We start from the raw sequence: 20,026 nt of genomic DNA, 5'->3' as shown, positions 1-20,026 counted from the left end.
TTCTGATAAAACAAGGTTTCGCAGCACAGCAAAGTTGCCCTGCTGCACACATAATAGGAATGAGGAGTTACTATGTGTTCAATTTTTGGTGTATTAGATATTAAATCTAACGCCACTCAGTTGCGTACCCAAGCAATTGAAATGTCAAAACTACTAAGGCACCGTGGCCCAGATTGGTCTGGTGTGTATTCATCTGAAAAAGCGATTTTAGTGCATGAACGCTTAGCCATTGTTGGTGTATCAAGCGGCGCACAACCATTATATAACCCTGAAAAAACAAATATTTTAGCGGTTAACGGCGAAATTTATAACCACAAAGAGCTGGCAGCAGAGTTAGAGGTTGATTTTGAATTTCAGACTCAATCAGACTGTGAAGTTATTTTAGCGTTATACAAACAAAAAGGGCCTGAGTTTTTAGATGACTTAAATGGTATTTTTGCATTTTGTTTATACGATGAAGAAAACGATGCGTACTTAATTGGCCGCGATCACATTGGTATTATTCCGCTTTATACTGGTCACGATGAGCATGGTAATTTTTATGTTGCCTCAGAGCTTAAAGCGCTTTCACCAATTTGTAAGCACATTGAAGAGTTTCCACCTGGGCACTACCTATACAGCAAAAATGGTGAACTAACGCCTTATTATAAGCGCGATTGGGAAACCTTTGATGCAGTTAAAGATAACAGTGCACAAGCGCAAGACGTAAAAGAAGCGCTAGAAAGCGCTGTAAAACGCCAGCTAATGTGTGATGTACCGTATGGTGTATTGCTATCGGGCGGTTTAGACTCGTCGGTTATTTCGGCTATTACGCAACGTTTTGCTGCTAAACGTATTGAAGATAACGATGAAAGCGACGCATGGTGGCCTAAACTACATTCATTTTCTGTTGGGCTTGAGGGTTCACCTGATTTAGCCGCTGCGCAAAAAGTAGCGGATATGATTGGCACAGTACATCACCCTATTCACTTTACCATTCAAGAAGGTATTGATGCGCTTCGTGAGGTCATTTACCACATTGAAACGTACGATGTAACCACCATCCGTGCCTCAACGCCAATGTATTTAATGGCGCGCCAAATTAAAGCTATGGGTATTAAAATGGTATTATCGGGCGAAGGCGCTGATGAACTATTTGGTGGCTATTTATACTTCCATAAAGCGCCAAACGCACAAGAATTTCATGAAGAGCTAAACCGTAAAGTGTCAAAGCTGCATATGTTTGACTGTTTACGTGCCAATAAGTCAATGGCTGCATGGGGCGTAGAAGCACGCGTACCGTTTCTTGATAAAGAGTTTGTTGATGTGGCTATGCGTATCAACCCTGAAGCAAAAATGTGTAAAGATGGCAAAATTGAAAAGCACATTTTACGCGAAGGCTTCGATGGCTACCTGCCTGAAGAAGTACTGTGGCGTCAAAAAGAGCAATTCTCAGACGGTGTTGGCTACAGCTGGATAGACACGTTAAAAGAGTTTGTAAACGAGCAAGTAAGCGACCAAGAGCTTGCTAACGCTAAGTTTAAATACCCTATTAACACGCCTGATTCTAAAGAAGCGTATTACTATCGCTCTATTTTTGAATCACACTTCCCGGGTGATGCATCAGCTAAATGTGTACCACATGGTAAGTCGGTTGCGTGTTCAACCCCTGAAGCACTTGCATGGGATGCATCATTTCAAAATAATGCTGATCCTTCAGGCCGTGCTGCTGGCGTTCACAACGACGCGTATGCAAGCAAAGGCTAAACGCACCCTTTTATCGCAACGTTGGCTACAACAGCCTAGGTTGCGATATATAAAGCACCTTTATTCAGTTCCTGTATTTTCTAGTTCACAGCATAACTTAGCCGGTTCAAGTGCGTTAATTGTTATTTATACGCAAGGGTTAAGTACGCGCGTAATGCAAAAAATTGCATCAAATTCGCAGCACCCAGCTAGCGTTTTTATAAATGAAAATGAAATTTCTCACCGGGTATGTAACATTCGCTGGTTTAACCAAACATCAGAAATTAAGCGCTGCGGCCATGGCACCCTTGCTGCTGCAAAATGTTTATTAGCACACTTTGGTTTTTGCCCTTCACACTTTATTTCAAACGATAAAGAACGGTTTAAAATCAAGCTAGCTACAGGCCGGGTTCAACTTCAGCTAGCGGTTATTAATTTAAAAAAGAGTAATGAGCTTAACAGCCTTAGTGATGTGTTTTCGCACTCTATAAAAGCAATTTACTCAACAGCTTATAAAAATGGCTATACCGTTGTACTGTTTAAAAACATAGCTGATTTAAAGCATTTAGAGGTTAATTTTACACATTTAGTAAATGTGCATAACAATGCGGTAATTGCACTGCAAATACATAGTATTAATAAAAACAGCGCAAGCGCGTATTTTAGGTATTTTGCGCCGCAATTTGGGGTAAATGAAGATACTGCTACAGGCTCTGCCGTGTCGGTTATTGCGCCACTTATTTTTAGACTGCATGGTTTAAATAAAGTAACCCTTTTACAGCAGTCACCAAAGGGCGCGCTGCTAAACTATACGTTTAGCAGCAATCAGGCAGTTGTAAGTTAAGCTATTACATTGGCCTTAGTAGGCAAAGTGCAAAGTAGCTTTTCTCGTCTTGCCATGTTTGTGCAAGCGATAAATTAGCCTGAGCAGCAAGATTTTTAAACGACTCAAGCGTATATTTGTGCGAGTTTTCAGTGTGAATGCTCTCTCCCGCTACAAAGTCTATTTGCTTATCGTTAATGACCACGCTTTGATTACACTTGCTCACTAAATGCATTTCAATGCGGCTGTGCACTTCGTTAAATCGCGATTCGTGTTTAAAATTATCTAAAATAAACGTGCCATTTAATTCGTTATTTATACGCTGGAGCAAGTTTTTATTAAAGGCGGCGGTAATGCCGGCTTTGTCATCGTAAGCATCAAGTAACACTTGTCGCTCTTTTACTAAATCAATACCTATTAATACATAGCCATCAACACCACATAAACGGTGGAAATTATTCATTATTTCAATGGCTTTTACTGGCGCAAAGTTACCCAGTGTAGAGCCTGGAAAATAAACTAAATTTGTTTGGCTGTCTAAGGCGGTGTCTTTTGTTAACTGCTTAACCATTTGGCTATGGGTAAAATCACCTAGCAATGGCGTAATGGCCAGCTCCGGAAATAACGGTGATAAATGCGCTAACGAGTAATTAAGCATCTCTGATGATATTTCAAAAGGAACAAAGGTTTTTACATTGCTCATATGGGCGAGTAAATACGCGACCTTTTTACCCGAGCCACAGCCAGGCTCAATAATTGATAGGTTCTCGGGCAGTCTATTAGCGATAGCTTTTGAGTAATCTTCTAATATGGCAAGTTCAGTACGGGTAACATAGTACTCTTGCAATGAGGTTATTTGCTCGAATAAAGCCGCCCCTTTATCATCGTAAAAATACTTACACGGCAGCGACTTTTGCTGTTGAGCAAGTCCATGTAATACATCATTTAAAAAGTCTAGATCGGTGATTGATTGCTGATTAATTGCTGTTACTTGGCTCATAGTATGTCCTTTGCTAGTCTAATGCCGCTGCACATCCACGCTTGGTGCGGATAAAAAAAGTTACGATAGGTCTGTCTTAAATGATCTTTTGGGGTAAATACACACCCGCCACGCAAAACCATTTGATTATTCATAAATTTACCATTGTATTCCCCTGCGGCTCCGCTAAAGGGTTTAAAGCCTGGGTAAGGTAAATAGGCGCTATTAGTCCACTGCCAACATGTATCGCTTAACTGCGAGATAACACCTGGGTTTTTACATACACTTGGCGTAAGCAAATCGTTTTGCTGTTGCTTAAGTGCTTGCTGCTGCGCTACATACTCCCATTCAAACTCAGTAGGTAGGCGCGCATTTACAAAATTAGCATAGGCTGCCGCTTCAAAATAACTTACATGGCTCACTGGCGCATCTAAATTTAAAGGCTGCAGTCCGTAGAGAGTAAATTCAAACCACTGCCCGTCAATATACTGCCAATATAAAGGGTGACTAAGTTGCTCGGTGTTTATATTAGTCCAGCCATCACTTAACCAAAATGAAGGGTTTTTATACCCGCCCGCCTCTATAAATTGTAAGTACTCTCTATTAGTCACTAATCGATTAGCAAAACTAAACGCATGGATAAGGGCTTGATGTTTAGGTTGTTCGTTATCGTACGAAAAGCCGTTTTTAGCATCAGCCCCTATATTGGTTATGCTTTGGCTAAATTCGGTATATTTTAAAGTGCCTAGCGAATCACTCACCTTTATTAAGTCATTTGGGGTTTGGCTGTAGGCAGGAAAGCTTGGATTAACCGAAAAATTATATTTAATATCCATTAGCATGAGCTCTTGATGTTGCTGCTCATGATTCAGCCCAAGTTCTATTATATTGCACAGTGTTTGGTTAGTGCCTAATTGAAGCAGCTCGTTTAGCGCATTATCAACATAAGCTCTGTAGCGCAACACCACCTCTAAACTGGGGCGAGATAAACATCCTCTATTAGCACGCTTAAACTGCTCACCTATGCCGTTATAGTAGGAGTTAAAAAGCACTTTAAATTGTTCATCAAAGAGCGTGTAGTTAGGCAGATACTTAGCAAGTAAAAATGTTTCAAAAAACCACGTGGTGTGAGCTAAGTGCCATTTCATTGGGCTTGCATCATCCATTGCTTGTAGTTGGCAATCTTCTGCGCTGAGGTTTTTTATAAGTGTAAGACTATGTTGGCGAATTGACTGAAATTGAGCGTGTATTTTTTCAGTACTGTGCGCTTCATTCGTTTTCGTGTTTAGCATATTAAAGTTAGTCCTTTTCACTCTTTGCGATTAAATAAAGCCTACCCCAGATTTTACCTTTATGCATGTTACATAATGATTAAATCAAACCCTCTACCCATTTAAAACGTAGACTAATGTATTAACGACTTAACGACTTAACGAGTTTGGTGGCGCTGCTTTAATTTTAGTTTAATAACAAACTAATTTTTAACACTCACTGAATTAACAATAGCTTATCTTTTTAGTGATAAATAGCTTTTAGCGCTAAGTAATCAGGCATATATAACCAAATAGTTTTACATTTACGATTTAACTCATACACTATTAAGGGTATGATCAGCGATTAATTTAGTTAGTCCTCAAATAAGTTTTATTGTAAATAATGCAACTTACTTTGTGGCTAATTAACTTAGTGTTATGCCGGAACTCTCTGGCTTGTTAGGACAACATAAGAGGTATTCATGAGCGAAAATCATGACAAGTATAGTATTGATAATACGGACTACACCGTAGGTCAAGATAACGTGCAAAAATGGGGATTTGATATACATAATCCTGTTTTTGGTATTAGTGCCGGTTTGATTGTCATCTTTTTAGTCGCCATTCTCGTTTCGGATGCGCAAACAGCCAAAGCAACGCTTGATGGTATTAAGCTCGATATAATAAATAACTTTGATGCGTTTTTTATGTGGGCAGCAAACTTCTTTGTTATATTTTGTTTGGCATTAATTGTATCGCCCTATGGTAATATTCGTTTAGGCGGAGAAGGTGCTAAACCAACGCACTCGCGTATGTCATGGCTTGCCATGTTATTTGCCGCAGGTATGGGTATTGGGTTAATGTTTTGGGGTGTTGCAGAGCCTGTAGCTTACTTTACTGGCTGGTACGAAACCCCACTTAATGTAACCGCAAATACGCCAGAGGCTGCAAAAGTGGCAATGGGTGCAACCATGTTTCACTGGGGTCTTCACCCGTGGGCTATTTATGCCGTTGTAGCGCTCTCACTTGCGTTTTTTACTTATAATAAAGGTCTTCCTTTATCAATCCGTTCAATTTTTTATCCACTATTAGGCGACAGAGCTTGGGGCTGGCCTGGTCATATTATTGATATTCTTGCCGTGCTTGCCACTTTATTTGGCCTTGCAACCTCGTTAGGTTTAGGCGCACAGCAGGCTTCTGCAGGTATTAATCATGTATTTGGAACTGATGGCGGCGTAGGCGCACAATTATTGGTTATTATTGGCGTTACCTTACTGGCTATTATCTCAGTAGTACGCGGCATTGATGGCGGCGTAAAGGTCCTTAGTAATATAAACATGCTAATTGCATTTGCCTTACTCCTGTTTGTTGGTTTAGTTGGCTTTGCTGTGGCAATCGGTAACGTACCAAATACGGTTATGGGTTATGTTGAAAATATTATTCCACTGAGCAACCCACATGGCCGAGAAGACGAAACATGGATGCACGGTTGGACTGTATTTTACTGGGCATGGTGGATTTCGTGGTCACCGTTTGTAGGTATGTTTATTGCGCGTGTTTCTCGTGGTCGTACAATTAGAGAATTTTTAATCGCTGTATTATTAATTCCTACTGCGGTTACTATTTTATGGATGTCTATTTACGGCGGCATTGCAATAGACCAAGTTGTTCAGGGTGTTGGTAGCTTAGGCGTAAACGGTTTAACCGATGTGCCTATGGCGATGTTCCAAATGCTAGACGAACTACCTATGTCGAGCGTGCTTTCGTTCCTTGCTGTGGTTTTAGTATTAGTGTTTTTTATTACCTCTTCTGACTCGGGTTCATTAGTTATCGACTCGATTACAGCAGGCGGTAAAGTGGATGCGCCAGTACCACAACGTATATTTTGGGCTACGGTTGAGGGCTCTATTGCTGCTGCTCTATTATGGATTGGCGGTACAGAGGCGATTCAAGCATTACAAGCGGGTGCTGTTTCAACAGGTCTTCCGTTTACTTTAGTGTTACTACTAATGTGTGTAAGCCTATTATTAGGATTACGTACTGAGCCTCGCGCTGTTAAATAATTAGTCGCTTGCCAGTAAACAATAAAAAACGCCGCATAATATGCGGCGTTTTTATTGGCTAAGCTAAACGCTGGTTAATAATTTAAACCTGTATTGCATTCGCTAAAATTTAAAAATAGATTTAACTTAGTAATTCAGCTAGTGGCGTATCATCGCGGTAATGGTATTGCAGCTGTGCAATTAACAGCTCTGCTGTGGCTAATGCATCAGTTAGCGCATTGTGATTATGATAAGCAGGCAAAGAGTATCGGCTGCGGCAATCTGTGAGTCTAAGTGAGCCTACCTTTTGATTAAACAAACGCCCTATTAAGCCTTGGCGGGCGCGCAACGCTCGTTGCTCAATTTCCATGGTATCGACTAATGCAAACTGGATCCCTTCGTTAATTCTCGCAAGTAATGCATTGTTTAGAAAGTGCCGCTCTATCGCTGCATAATGCACCACCACCACTTTACCACTAAGTGCATTAAGTAGCGGCCCTAGTCGAGAGTTTAAATCGGGAGCATCATCCACTTCTGAATGCGTAATACCATGAATAACAATCGACTCCTCGCTTAAGCTTTTACGAGGCTGTACTACCCAATGCTTAGCATGTGTGCAATATACTCTTTGCACTGTAAAGGGGACTAAGCCAATACTGACTATATCGTCCACCTCACTATTTAGACCGGTTGTCTCAAAATCAAGAGCCACAAACGAAATGTCTTTTATGGGCGTGTGCGTATCACCATAAGCGTGCTGATAAAACGCTTTTAAATGCTCATTTTTAGCGTTGTTAGCCAGTGTTTTATAATGAGCCTGCCAGTCAAAATACGATTGCTTAGCCATTCGTTACTTAACACCCGCATTGGCTGAGTAACTAAATTTTAAGTAGCTTTGTGCTTTTTCGAGTATGGCAAACGCTTCTTTTAAATTGCGTTGCTCAAACGGCGAAAGTAAATGCGGGTCTATGTCGTTATCGGGCTCTTCTTCTTGCTCTATTTGCCATGCTTGATGGCGAATTCGCATCATGGCAATGTATTCTAACGCGTCACGTAAATCTTGTGCTTTACCCTCAGGTAACAGGCGCGATTCAATAATATCTTCAAGGCGTTCAAACGAATTTTGCTTACGAGAGCCTATCGCCAGTGCATGCACTCTTATCACATCAGAAAGCGGCGCGGTGCCTCTGCGTTTTAAGTTCATTGAGCGCTTATGCTGGCCGTTATGCTCAAGCACAAAGCCTTTAAAAAAACCAAGTGGCGGTGTGCGGTTTCGGGCATTGGCGGCCATATTTGCTAAAAACACACGGTTTTGTTTACTTTGTTTAGCAATAAAAATTTTAAGCTCGTCGGCCCATTTTGTTTTACCCCACACCCCATCTAAATCAAAGAATATTGAGCTGTTAAGCAGTGCTTGTGGTTTAGGTAAGGCTATCCACTGTGAGAATTGATCAAACCATTGCGAGCGTGTTTTACGCCATTTTTTAAATGAGGCCATAATCTCGCCGCTGCAATAGGTATAACCACATTGCGCTAAGCCATCACAGACAAAATCAGAAATATTTTGAAAGTACTCGTTGTGTTTTTCATCATCGTAATTGTCATCCAAAATAAGCGCGTTATCTTGATCTGTTACAATAAGTTGTTCGTCTCGCGCCATAGAGCCTAACGCTATAAAACAGTAAGGTACTGGCGGCGGGCCATATTTTTCTTCAGCCAGTACTAATAAGCGCTGTTTAAAAGTACGCCCTATTACCGCCATTGCCGTACCAATCATATGTGAATTAGCATCTTCGTTCACCATACGTACAAATACATTGGGTAGCTGGCGCGCGTAATGTGCTAAATCTTCAATGGTTTGCTGCGCTAAAATACCGCGTACCAAGAGTAAACTACTTTGCGACTCGTACCTTAAAATATCGGATAGTGAAATAACCCCAATAGGTCGGCGCTTTTGTACCACAGGTAAGTGGTGCAAGTTGTCGCGCAGCATGGCAAGGACGGCTTCAAATACATAGGCATTTGAATCAAGCAGTACAAGATTAGTCGACATAATTTTATCTGCAGTAACATCAAGCCCTAGGCCTTCGGCTACCACTTTTGTGCGTATATCGCGGTCGGTAATAATGCCTACGATTTGCCCATCGTCTTCTTCTGGGTCGTCGCTTATTGGTTTGTCTAAATCGGTAACTAACACAGAAGATACCGCTTCTTCTGTCATTACTTTAGCCACATCCTGTATGGTGGTTTGAGTACTTAGTGTTACAACATCGCGATGAATGAGCGATTTAACTTTGGCGGTTGTTAAATCGTTGCTGTCGGCTTGCTCAACTAATGCTTGGCGAAGGCGTACATTGCCATCGGCTTCAAAGTAATCAGCAAAGCCGTCAAACTCGTCACAAAAACGGTTAAACAGCGTAAAGTTAATACAATACACTAGGGTGTCTTCGAGTGCCTTTGCAGGAAAGCGCACTTTACGATTCATCAACAAGCCCATTTGGCCAAAAATACCGCCCACATCTAAGCGGTTATAAAGCTCGTTATTACGACGATAAATTTCCACAGAGCCACTGCGAATTATAAATAAATCAGCGATGTCTTGGCCTAACGTTAAAATATCAGTTTGCGAGCGGTAGTAAGCTACCTCAACTTGTTGCGCAAGCTCATTTAAAGCGTTTGTCGGTAAGTCATCAAATGGCGGGTGCTGCGCTAAAAACTGCGCAATTTCAACTTGTTCGGCTTGCATTGGGAATTCCTTGTGGCCACACAAAAAGGCATGTATATGCTTAAGTGGCTATCTTAACAAACAAGTAGTGCCAATCAAGCCATAACCATGCCCAGTACACTTTTAATTTAAAAACGTTGCTGGGCATGGCTTTAAGGTTAGTCTATTTTTTCAAGCTCTTGTGCGAGCTGCTTAGATTCATCCCCCCTTGGCGTGGTAAAGCGTGCTAAGCCTAAGTAAATTACCGGAGTAAGATAAAGCGTAAACAACACCGCAAGTGCTAAGCCGCCAAACACCACCCAGCCAATTGCATTTCGGGCTTCAGCCCCTGCGCCTGTAGAGAGAATTAACGGCAATGCTCCAAGTAGAGTAGATATAAGGGTCATCGTAATTGGGCGTAAACGTACCAACGCAGCTTGCTCGACGGCTTTTCTGACCGTTAAGCCTTGATCGCGTAATTGGTCTGCAAATTCAACAAGCAAAATTGCGTTTTTAGCGATTAAGCCTATAAGCATCACTAAACCAATTTGAGAGTAAATATTTAACGACGTGCCGGTTAAATAAAGCGCTAATATGGCAGAAGTAATACCAAAGGGAACGGTTATCATAACCACAATGGCACTATTTACATTTTCAAATTGAGCAGCCAAAACTAAAAATACAATTAAAAAAGCAAGTACATAAGTTACAAGTACTTCGCTGGATGTTTCTTCATACGTTAACGCTTCGCCTTTAAACGCAAGTGCAATACCTGGCTCTAACGACTGCTCAGACACCGTTTTTATTTGCTCTACTAAAGCAGCAATGGTTAACGATTCTGGCAACTCCATGCTGAGCTCTATTGAGCGGCGCTGGGCATGACGTTCAAGCTCTGCAGCCACGCCTTCTTCAGAAATATAGGCCACACTACTTAATGGTACTAAACTGCTATTACCCGCTCTGATATATAAATTAGCCAAATCACTTGGACTGTTTATGGTTTGGTTTTGCGCTTGGAGCATAATTGGCACAGACTGATCGCCAATGTTTAAATCTTCTACATCGTCGCCATTTATTGCTGCGCGCAAGGTAATGGCAATGTCGTTTAGCGATACACCGAGCTCTTGTGCACGGCGTCTGTCTATATTTACTCTAAGCTGTGGTTGCGATGGCTGATAAGAAATACGCACAGGTGCCACCTCAGGAACGGCTTTTTCTAATGCCGCAGAAAACTGCTGAGCCGCTTTAAATATTTGCAAATAATCTTGCCCAAGCAATGCTATTTCAACACCTCCCCCTTGGCCACGTAAATTTAAACTATTAGCCCCACCTGGGTAAGCCGGTGCTCCTGGAATATCGCCAAGTGGCTGGCGTATCTTATTAATAATTTCTTGTTGGCTAAAATGGCGCTCATCCCAATGCTTTAATGGCACAGTAATAAACACAATATTAGGGTCCCATTGGCCTACCACAGTATAAATTGACTCAATTTCGCCGCTATCGACAAACGGAAGTAAAATATCTTCCATTTTTATCGCCTGCCTATCCATAAAGTTTAGCCCTACACCATCTGGGCCACGTGCAAATATACGAATTTTTCCTCGGTCTTCTGTTGGCAAAAGCTCGCTGTCTAAACTGGCGTACAACGCCCCTGAGCCTGCTGCAACCAATAAACAGAGCGCAAACGTAAGCCATGCATGGTTTAGCACTTTATGAATTGTTTTTGTATAAATACCACCCAACCAATGGCCTAGTTTAGCAAATGGGTGAAAAACGCCCTGCTTTAACTTTAATTTGGAGGTAAGAGCAGGCACTAATGAAAGTGCCACAAAGCTTGATATAATTACCGCACCGGCAAGTACTCCACCAAACTCTCTAAATAAGCGACCCGCAGTAGAGGGTAAAAACGCAATAGGTATAAATACAGCGGCAAGTACAGCCGTGGTTGCTACAACAGCAAAAAACACCTCGCGCGTGCCTATTACAGCAGCTGCCCGACGCCCTAAACCTAGCCCCCGCTGGCGCTGAATATTTTCACTTACTACTATGGCATCATCAACAATTAAGCCTGCGGCTAATACTAGCGCCAACAAGGTTAAAATATTTATTGAAAAACCCAGTGCCCATATAAGTGCTAAAGACCCTATTAAGGCAACAGGAATAGCAAAAGCAGGCACTAAAGTGGCGCGCCAAGAGCCAATAAATACCCACAAAGTGACAACCACTAACAATACTGTAAGCAATAAAGAGTAAATTACTTCATCTACTGAGCTTCTTATAAATTGTGCGTCATCGGAGGTAAGTGTAAATTCCATTTCTGGAAAGCGCGTTTGCATGCTTGTAATGAGCTTGAGCACTTCATCTGATATTTCAATTGTATTTGATTGTGCTTGTCGAATAATTTCCATACCAATAACGGGCTTACCATTTAGCCTTACCATAGAGCGCGGATCGGCAGGGCCAAAATACACAGCCGCAATATCACTAATTCGGGTATCGCCTTGTATTATAATATCGCCAACTTGTTCTGTGGTAATGGAGGTTGCATCGGCACGTACAATAATTTGCTGATCGTTTGACTTTAAACTCCCTGCTGGCACATCAAACGGTGCTTGGCTAAGCACTTGTGCTACATCGGGCACTGTTAAATTAAAGCTACTTAGTTTTAGCGGGTCTATTCGTACTCTTAATACGCGTTCTCTATCTCCGTTTAAGCGAACATCTGCGACACCCGGAATAGTTAAAAATTGCGGCGCTAAGTCAACATTTACACGCTCGGTAAGTGCTTCAAGCGATAAACTTTCACTTGAAACAGTGAGAGACACAACTGCTTCGGCGTCGTTGTCGGCTTTAATAATAGAAACACGCTCGACCTCCTCTGGAAGGTCTCGCTCTACACGTGCAACAGACTCACGCGTTTCATTCGCAGCGTCATCTAAATTTATGCCTGGTCTAAATTCGACCACAATACGTGCATTTCCCTCTTCACTTTGTGCGCGTATTGATTTAACGCCACTTACACGCGCTACTGCGCCTTCTAATTTGCTGGTTACTTCGGTATCAACGGTCTCAGGCGAGCCGCCAGGAAATGGCGCCGAAACCGTAATACGTGGTCTATCTACATCTGGAAGTTCTCTTACTTCAACACCCGCAATAGCAGCAATACCTGCAATAATAATTAATAAGTTAAGCACCACAATAAGTACTGGGCGGCGAATCGCCATTGAGGGTAAGTCTTGCATCATAGGTTGCTGTTTCATACCTACTCCTGCGTGTCTTGCGCGGGTAAATTAAAGCTTAGCTCTTGGCCTGCACGTAAGCGTTGTACCCCTTCAATTACTAAAATATCGCCTTTATTTAACGGCCCAGAAACCAATAATCGCCCCGCCAAGCGCTGCTCTATTTTTACATCAACACGTGTGGCTTTTTTATCAACGCTGGTCCATACATACGGGCCTGTTGCCCCCCACAGTAATGCAGCCTCAGGAACTGCAGCAAAACGCTCGCCTAACACTTCAATATGTACCCTAAAACTCATGCCAGGTAAAAATTGTTGTTTTTCATTATTTAGCTTGGCTTTAACACGTAAAGTACGAGTTTGTGGGTCTACGCGTGAATCTAAATAAGCAATATCAGCGTTAATGGCAGTGTCTGATTGCCAAGGAAACACCGTTAAGTTGCTTTTATTACGCAGCATACTGATAGCCGACTCCGGTGCGTTAAAATTTATGTACAAGCTTGTTGTGTCATCTATTGTGGCTATGGGGGTTAGCTCGGTTATTCTATCGCCTACCTCAACATCTGTTAAACCCATAATGCCATTTATCGGCGCAATTACTTTTCTGTCTTCAAGCTCAGTTTGGGCCTGTATGAGGGTGACTTTGGCAAGCTCTACAACGGTTTTAGCATCATCAACATCGCTTTTAGGCACTGCGCCTTTGGCCTGACTTTGTTCTAATCGTTTTAGTATTCGCTGGGTGTCGGCAAGTTTAATTTTAGCCTCATCAAGCGCTGCTTTTTGCCTACGAGAATCAAGTTCGAGTAAAGTATCGCCTTTTTTTACTTTATCACCTGGCTTAAAAAAAACGCCTGTTACTCTATCGCCTACTGCAGGGTACATTACAACCGAATGTATTGCCTCTGTATTTCCTACCGCTTGCACTTGTTGTTTAGCACTTTCGAGGGCAATTTTTTGTACAACAACGTTCGCGCTCATTGCAGGAAGGCTGAAAAACAGCAGCGAACTAAGCACACCGATTAAAAAGTTTTGCGATTTCAAAGTAACACCTTAATTAATTATTATTTCCATTACCTTACGAAGTCTAACAGCTGATTGATCAATAGGTAGGATAGAACGATAAATTAGCAAAACTACAAGATGAAATTAAATTGGTAATACCAATTAATCTTTGAAAAAGGCGCCTAAAGACTAAGCATTTATACAAATACAGGCAGGATTAAACTAAAAAGTGGCTATATAAATAAAAAAGCCCAGTATAAACTGGGCTATGTAGATAATAGGTAGTTAAAGATTATTTACCGCGCTGGGCTTCTTTTTGTGCTTTTTTAGCTTCTTTACGTTGTTGTAGAACCGCTTGCGCTTCATTACCAATGTGCCCTTCACCACGTGCTTGTGCTAATTCTATTTGCTTTTGACGCTCAGCAAAACGAGCACGTTGCTCATCAGTTACATTGTCGATACAGTGATGGCACGAAACACCTTCCATGTATTCTGGCTTTTGCTTTTCTTCTTCTGTAATCGGCATACGACACGCATGACATTGATCGTAAGAGCCTTTTTGTAAATCATGATTTACTGCTACACGATTATCAAAAACAAAACACTCACCTTCCCACATTGTTTCTTCTTTTGGCACTTCTTCTAGGTATTTTAAAATACCGCCTTCAAGGTGGTAAACTTCATCAAACCCTTGCTCTTTCATGTAAGCCGTTGATTTTTCGCAGCGAATACCACCGGTACAAAACATGGCTACTTTTTTGTGTTTTTCTGGGTCTAAATTCTCTTTAGCCCACTGAGGGAACTCTCGGAAAGTTTTAGTATTAGGATCGACTGCATTTTGAAAAGTGCCAATTTCAATTTCGTAATCGTTACGTGTATCAATCAAAATCACTTCAGGGTCTGATATTAATGCATTCCACTCTTTAGGCTTAACATAGCTTCCCACTACTTTTAGTGGGTCAACCCCTTCAACGCCCATAGTAACAATTTCGTTTTTTAGCTTTACTTTAGTGCGGTAAAACGGGCATTCATCATCGTATGATTCTTTAGTCACTATGTCTTTTAGGTTTTCTTGTGTGTCTAACCACGCAAGTAAGTTATCTATTCCTTCGCGCTTAGCCGATACAGTACCGTTAATACCTTCAGCCGCAAGCAATAAAGTACCGCGTACTTCGTTTGCTTCCATCACATCTAAAAGGGGTTTACGTAGCGCTTCAAAATTTGGCAAACCTACAAATTTGTACATTGCACACACTACAAAGTGCTCGTTTGTTACATCATCTTTATGAACAGCAGTCATTTTACTTCCTATTTTGCTTTGATAGCCTTAAGTGGCGTTTACCGAATCGTAAATCCGGCGCATATGGGGCGCGTATTTTACGCTTTTTATAATTAATTGCAAAAAATAGCGCGTTAGAATGGTTTTTACTGTCGGCATAACCCTTGTGTAAGCTATAATGCGGCCATTAATTTAAGTTGCACATTGGAGAACACGACTTTGCACTTTACTGATCTTGGGATTGATACTCGCCTTGAAACACAATTAGCACATCAAGGGATCACCCAGCCCACAGATATTCAAGCACATGCAGTGCCTACCGCACTTGCAGGGCATGACATTTTTGCTCAGTCTAAAACTGGGTCGGGCAAAACATTAGCGTTTTTATTACCTGCTGTTCAGCGAGTTATGAAACAAAAAGCGCTCAGTAAACGCGATCCACGTGTCCTCATCGTTGCACCAACCCGTGAGCTTGCAACGCAAGTATTTACGCAATTGCGTTTATTAATTGCGGGCACAAACATTAAAGCTGTAAAAATACTCGGTGGCGAGAACTTTAACGATCAAATTAAAGCCCTTCGTAACGACCCGCACTTTGTTGTGGCAACCCCTGGGCGTTTGGCCGATCACATCACAAAACGCTCATTACAATTAAGCGGGTTAGAGCTATTAATTTTTGATGAAGCCGACCGCATTTTAGACTTAGGTTTTACTGAACAGCTGAAAATGATTAACGAGCAAGCTAATCACCGCTTGCGCCAAACATTGTTGTTTTCAGCGACACTAGATCACGCTCAAGTCGATGCCCTATCGCGTAATTTATTAAAAAAGCCAAAACAAATTACACTGAGCGCCGCTAACGAGCAACACAGTGATATTAAACAAACACTCTATTTAGCCGATCACCTTGATCATAAAGAAGCGTTACTTGAGCATTTTTTAAAACAAGATGATGTTGGCCAATGTATTATATTTACAGCAACCCGTGCCGATACCAGCCGTTTAAGTGAAGCATTAAATGCAAAAGGTTTTAAATCGGTGGCTTTAGCTGGCGATTTAACACAGAGCAAACGCCTAGAGATCATGGACTCGTTTAGCCGCGAAAACTTTAAAATTTTGATCACCACTGATGTTGCTTCGCGAGGATTGGACTTATTAAGTGTAACGCACGTAATCAATTTTGATTTACCAAAACACGCTGAAGAGTATGTACACCGTATAGGTCGTACAGGCCGCGCCGGATTTAAAGGTAATGCATTATCGCTGGTAGGCCCTAAAGACTGGGCAAGCTACTTAGCAATTAAGTCGTTTTTGAACGACGAGCTGGTTTTTGCAAGCGTTGATGGCCTTAAAGCTAAATTTAAAGGTATAAAAGAGAAAAAGCCTGCAACAGCCGCTGTAAAAACTAAAAAAGTTGCACAGGTGAAAAAGCCGCAAGTTAAACGCAAGGCAAAACCTAAAAAACCAGCTGCACCTATAAAAGCCCCGATGAACATTGATGGCAATTCACCAATGCGCCGTAAAAAAAAGCCTGAGCAGGAATAATTATGAGTTACCTAGGAACAACACAAACCTTATTTGTAAAAGAAGTGAGCAATGAAGGTGCTTACCTTGATGGCCACGATTTAGGGGAAGTGTTTTTACCAAAACACGAAATTAAAGATGAACTTGAAGCTGGCGATAGCATAAGCGTTTTTATCTTTTTAGATAACGCCAACTTACCTACAGCAACAGTAAAAAAACCCCATGCCCAAGTAGGTGAATACGCACTGCTTCGTGTTAAAGAAATAAATAGCATTGGCGCTTTTTTAGATTGGGGACTAGAGAAAGATGTTTTAGCTCCATTTAACGAGCAAAAACCACGTATGCAAGAAGGTCATTCTTATTTAGTTCGCTTATATTTAGATAATGCGAGCCAACGTATTTGTGCATCAAGCAACTTTAATCGCTTTTTATCAAAAGATGAACCTGAGTACACACATCTTCAAGAAGTTGATTTAATTGTTGCTGGTAAAACAGATATTGGCTACAAAGTGCTTATTGAAGAGTCTCACTTTGGGGTTGTGTTTTACAACATGGTATTTAAAAACTTATTTGTAGGGCAAAAGCTTAAAGGCTTTGTTCAAAAAGTACGAGAAGACGGAAAAATCGACGTTATACTTGAAAAGCCAGGCATGGGTAAAGTAAGTGAACTTGGCGATAAAATAATGGAAAAGCTTAAAAACGAAGGCGGCATACTAGCCATTGGTGATAAATCTGATCCTGAGCTTATCAAAAAAGTATTTTCAACCAGTAAAGCTAACTACAAAAAAGCCATTGGTGGTTTATTTAAGCAAGGCTTGATAGACATAGAAGCCAAATCTATCCGCTTAAAATAGTTGTACACTTTTTATAAGCGCTAACATTATGTTGGCGCTTATAGTTAAATCTTTTCTAAATAGTTTAATTAAATGATTGTTCAAAGGTCATATAACGTTTTGATGAATAAAAAACGTTATTTAGCTATTATCGCTAATGGTACTTATATTGCCCTATTCTCTGCCCTCACCTTCGCGTAAATGAAATTTTTAAACAAAGCTAACACTTGGTTTTCCCTTCAAAAATAATTAGGGAATTACTAATAGGCATTAGCCCATAATACGCTTATACGGCAACGTACATTCTGTATATTGCTTTGAATAATCAAGTATCTCAGCTTTGGTTTCTAAGCTTAGTGGCGCCAACCTAAATACTTTATTTTCACATTCACTTTGTTTGTCGTCGTGATTTGAAATGCAATCTGACGTAGTTACGTTTTGGCGCGTTAAGCGCTCTTCATTTTTATAGCATAAGTGGTGTGCGTAGCCATGCATGGTTTGCTTAAATTCAAATAAATCGACAGGGTAATTTGCGACTAAGTCAGTAATCGTCGCTACTCCATCATAAGCTTTACTAGAAAAAACATATTTATTTACTGAAAAACCTGCAACAACAATTAAAATAGATCCAAAAATTAACTTCAAAATAAACCCCTTACTGCATTCTTAGTACTAATGTAGCATAAAAATGTATTCATAAAAGAGGTTTAGCACTAAATAATTGCTTTTTGTTAACTTAAACTAGTGATTTATTAACATCAGTTAAAGTTTGTACCGGATCTGACGATTGTGTAATTGGTCTACCAATCACTAAGTAATCGCTACCCGCTTCAATAGCTTGCTTAGGTGTCATAATGCGTTTTTGGTCACCCACATCACTACCAGCAGGGCGAATGCCTGGAGTAACTAGCTTGAACTCGCTACCTAATTGTGCTTTTAGCGCTTTCGCTTCTTGGGCAGAACATACTACGCCATCAAGCCCTGCTTCTTTTGTTAATTTAGCTAAATGAATAACTTGTTCTTGCGCTGATTTTTCAACACCCAAACGCTTTAGTTCAGCTTCGTCCATGCTGGTTAGCACTGTCACTGCTATTAATAAAGGTGCTTTATCACCAAACTTTTCAAGTGCCTGCTTTGCCTTATTCATCATTTCAAAACCACCTGATGCATGAACGTTTACCATCCAAACGCCCATATTAGCCGCTGCGGTGACCGCTTTTGCCACTGTATTAGGGATATCATGAAATTTTAAATCTAAAAATACGTCAAAGCCTAAATCGATTAACTGTTTAACGAATGCAGGGCCAAAATAAGTAAACATTTCTTTACCTACTTTTAAGCGACACGTATCTGGTGAGAGTTTTTTTACAAAATTAAGAGCCGCGTCTTGTGAATCGTAATCTAGGGCAATAAGAACTTTTTTTGTATCTTCTAAAGACATAACTATCCTAATGAATGGCAGTAAAGTTATAAATAGTTGGGGGTTATTAAAATCCGTCTAGGCCTCTACTTGGCACAATGGTTTCCCAATGTTTACAAGATGGGCAGTTCCAATAAATAGTGTGGCTTGTAAAACCACAATGTTGGCATTGAAAGTCTGGTTTTGTAGCTATATACGACGTAACTAGCTTATCAATTTCATCAAGTACTTCTTTGGTATTTGGATTTTTATCACCCATTAGCTGTAGTAAAAAGCTAAAACCTCGAATTGTAGGCTGACGCTTTAAGCTGTCGGTTAAAAAATCAAATGCCTGTTTAGTATTTCCCTGCTCTAACAGTGCTTGGCAATGTTTTATTTTTATTAGCACCCCGCCTTTATCGAGCAAGTCACATAATAAATCATGAAACTGATGTGTTAAATTTAACTGCTTATAACTATGTGCAAGCTGGTCAATAAACAAAGGCGCAAATAACGTAAATTGGCAAACGAGTTCACGCCAATAGTAAATTGCTTTTACGTAGTCTTCACTTGTGTAAGCCGATAACCCTAATTCGTATAAAGGGCGAACCGCTTTGTAATTTAAGCTAATAGCTTTGTTCATTAATTGTGGTTTATTTTCGCTTAAGGCAGCTTCGCTGTAAAAATTAGCAATTGCTTTAAAATGCTGCTCTTTAACGAATAACTCACTATGGGCTTCGAACATATTAATGCCCTTTTCCCACTCTCGGGTTTGCGAGTATAAAGTAATAATTGGGTCAAGTGCTTGTTCATGCCCAGCTTTAACAAGCCACACTAAATGCTCTTCTGCACCGTCTAATAAGCCGGCCATAATATAATCTTCAGCTAATTCTAAACGGCTAGCGGCAGCTTGTTGTTCATTTAAGCTTGGGTGTTTTAAAAGGAGTTCATGAATTTTTATTGCGCGGTCAAGCTCGCCTCTTCGGCGAAACATGGTAGCAAGGGTTGAATAATGGTCAACAGAGTCAGCAGCCACTTCTAATAGGTTTATTAGATGCTCTAAGCCCTGATCTTCTTCTCTGTCTAATAAAAACTTTAAGCCTTTACTGTATTCTGAAGTGATTTGGCGATTGAGTTGATGAGCTTGGTTTTTTGCACTATTTTTGCCCATAATCCAGCCATAACCGGCAGCAACAGGCAGTAGTAAAAACAAAAGCTCAATCAT

Annotated in this window: 15 protein-coding genes; 5 read left to right on the top strand and 10 right to left on the bottom strand. The window is 40.8% G+C overall.

Features of this window, described 5'->3' with window-relative positions; genetic code table 11:
- The first annotated feature begins 72 nt into the window (after positions 1 to 72).
- Positions 73 to 1,746, top strand: coding sequence for an asparagine synthase B (gene asnB, locus AN395_RS06650; RefSeq protein WP_024034109.1), 1,674 nt, complete (start codon positions 73 to 75; stop codon positions 1,744 to 1,746).
- Positions 1,730 to 2,569 (top strand): PhzF family phenazine biosynthesis protein, encoded by an 840-nt coding sequence (locus tag AN395_RS06645; protein ID WP_054982464.1) that lies wholly within the window; start codon positions 1,730 to 1,732, stop codon positions 2,567 to 2,569. Before asnB ends, AN395_RS06645 begins: the two co-directional genes overlap by 17 nt.
- A gap of 4 nt (positions 2,570 to 2,573) precedes the next feature.
- On the opposite strand, the gene egtD is transcribed toward AN395_RS06645, so the two are convergent.
- Together egtD and egtB are read right to left on the bottom strand one after the other, a co-directional pair.
- Positions 2,574 to 3,548, bottom strand: a complete 975-nt coding sequence (egtD, locus tag AN395_RS06640; RefSeq protein ID WP_054982463.1) for an L-histidine N(alpha)-methyltransferase — start codon at positions 3,546 to 3,548, stop codon at positions 2,574 to 2,576.
- The gene (egtB, locus tag AN395_RS06635; protein WP_054982462.1) at positions 3,545 to 4,819 is read right to left on the bottom strand and encodes an ergothioneine biosynthesis protein EgtB; all 1,275 of its coding nucleotides are present in this window, start codon (positions 4,817 to 4,819) and stop codon (positions 3,545 to 3,547) included. Before egtB ends, egtD begins: the two co-directional genes overlap by 4 nt.
- A 443-nt stretch (positions 4,820 to 5,262) precedes the next feature.
- Here egtB and AN395_RS06630 point away from each other — a divergent pair, with 443 nt between their 5' ends.
- Entirely contained in the window at positions 5,263 to 6,843 is a 1,581-nt protein-coding gene (locus AN395_RS06630; RefSeq protein WP_004587884.1) for a BCCT family transporter, read from the top strand.
- 121 nt (positions 6,844 to 6,964) lie between these two features.
- On the opposite strand, the gene AN395_RS06625 is transcribed toward AN395_RS06630, so the two are convergent.
- From AN395_RS06625 to AN395_RS06605, 5 genes are all read right to left on the bottom strand, one after another.
- Positions 6,965 to 7,669: a 3'-5' exonuclease gene (locus AN395_RS06625; protein ID WP_054982461.1), complete on the bottom strand. Its 705-nt coding sequence runs from the start codon at positions 7,667 to 7,669 to the stop codon at positions 6,965 to 6,967.
- Positions 7,670 to 7,672: 3 nt separating this feature from the next.
- Positions 7,673 to 9,568, bottom strand: coding sequence for a DUF294 nucleotidyltransferase-like domain-containing protein (locus AN395_RS06620; protein ID WP_004587882.1), 1,896 nt, complete (start codon positions 9,566 to 9,568; stop codon positions 7,673 to 7,675).
- A 137-nt stretch (positions 9,569 to 9,705) separates the two neighbouring features.
- Positions 9,706 to 12,786, bottom strand: coding sequence for an efflux RND transporter permease subunit (locus AN395_RS06615; protein WP_054982460.1), 3,081 nt, complete (start codon positions 12,784 to 12,786; stop codon positions 9,706 to 9,708).
- 2 nt (positions 12,787 to 12,788) lie between these two features.
- Positions 12,789 to 13,805, bottom strand: a complete 1,017-nt coding sequence (locus AN395_RS06610) for an efflux RND transporter periplasmic adaptor subunit (protein WP_054982459.1) — start codon at positions 13,803 to 13,805, stop codon at positions 12,789 to 12,791.
- Between the two features lie 253 nt (positions 13,806 to 14,058).
- Positions 14,059 to 15,066, bottom strand: a complete 1,008-nt coding sequence (locus tag AN395_RS06605) for a rhodanese-related sulfurtransferase (RefSeq protein WP_054982458.1) — start codon at positions 15,064 to 15,066, stop codon at positions 14,059 to 14,061.
- Positions 15,067 to 15,264: 198 nt separating this feature from the next.
- On the opposite strand from AN395_RS06605, the gene AN395_RS06600 reads away from it, so the two are divergent.
- Together AN395_RS06600 and AN395_RS06595 are read left to right on the top strand one after the other, a co-directional pair.
- Positions 15,265 to 16,590 (top strand): DEAD/DEAH box helicase, encoded by a 1,326-nt coding sequence (locus AN395_RS06600; protein WP_029774003.1) that lies wholly within the window; start codon positions 15,265 to 15,267, stop codon positions 16,588 to 16,590.
- Between the two features lie 2 nt (positions 16,591 to 16,592).
- On the top strand, positions 16,593 to 17,423 hold the full coding sequence (locus AN395_RS06595; RefSeq protein ID WP_054982457.1) for a S1 RNA-binding domain-containing protein: 831 nt from the start codon (positions 16,593 to 16,595) through the stop codon (positions 17,421 to 17,423).
- A 249-nt stretch (positions 17,424 to 17,672) separates the two neighbouring features.
- Here AN395_RS06595 and AN395_RS06590 read toward each other — a convergent pair whose 3' ends face one another.
- From AN395_RS06590 to lapB, 3 genes are all read right to left on the bottom strand, one after another.
- Positions 17,673 to 18,047 (bottom strand): hypothetical protein, encoded by a 375-nt coding sequence (locus AN395_RS06590; protein ID WP_004587876.1) that lies wholly within the window; start codon positions 18,045 to 18,047, stop codon positions 17,673 to 17,675.
- A gap of 91 nt (positions 18,048 to 18,138) precedes the next feature.
- Positions 18,139 to 18,843, bottom strand: a complete 705-nt coding sequence (gene pyrF / locus AN395_RS06585; RefSeq protein ID WP_024034097.1) for an orotidine-5'-phosphate decarboxylase — start codon at positions 18,841 to 18,843, stop codon at positions 18,139 to 18,141.
- Between the two features lie 46 nt (positions 18,844 to 18,889).
- Positions 18,890 to 20,026, bottom strand: coding sequence for a lipopolysaccharide assembly protein LapB (gene lapB, locus AN395_RS06580; protein ID WP_054982456.1), 1,137 nt, complete (start codon positions 20,024 to 20,026; stop codon positions 18,890 to 18,892).

This window comes from Pseudoalteromonas sp. P1-30 (assembly GCF_001400005.1).
In the GTDB taxonomy this organism is placed as follows: domain Bacteria; phylum Pseudomonadota; class Gammaproteobacteria; order Enterobacterales; family Alteromonadaceae; genus Pseudoalteromonas; species Pseudoalteromonas atlantica.
This window is presented reverse-complemented; position numbering and strand designations above follow the sequence as displayed.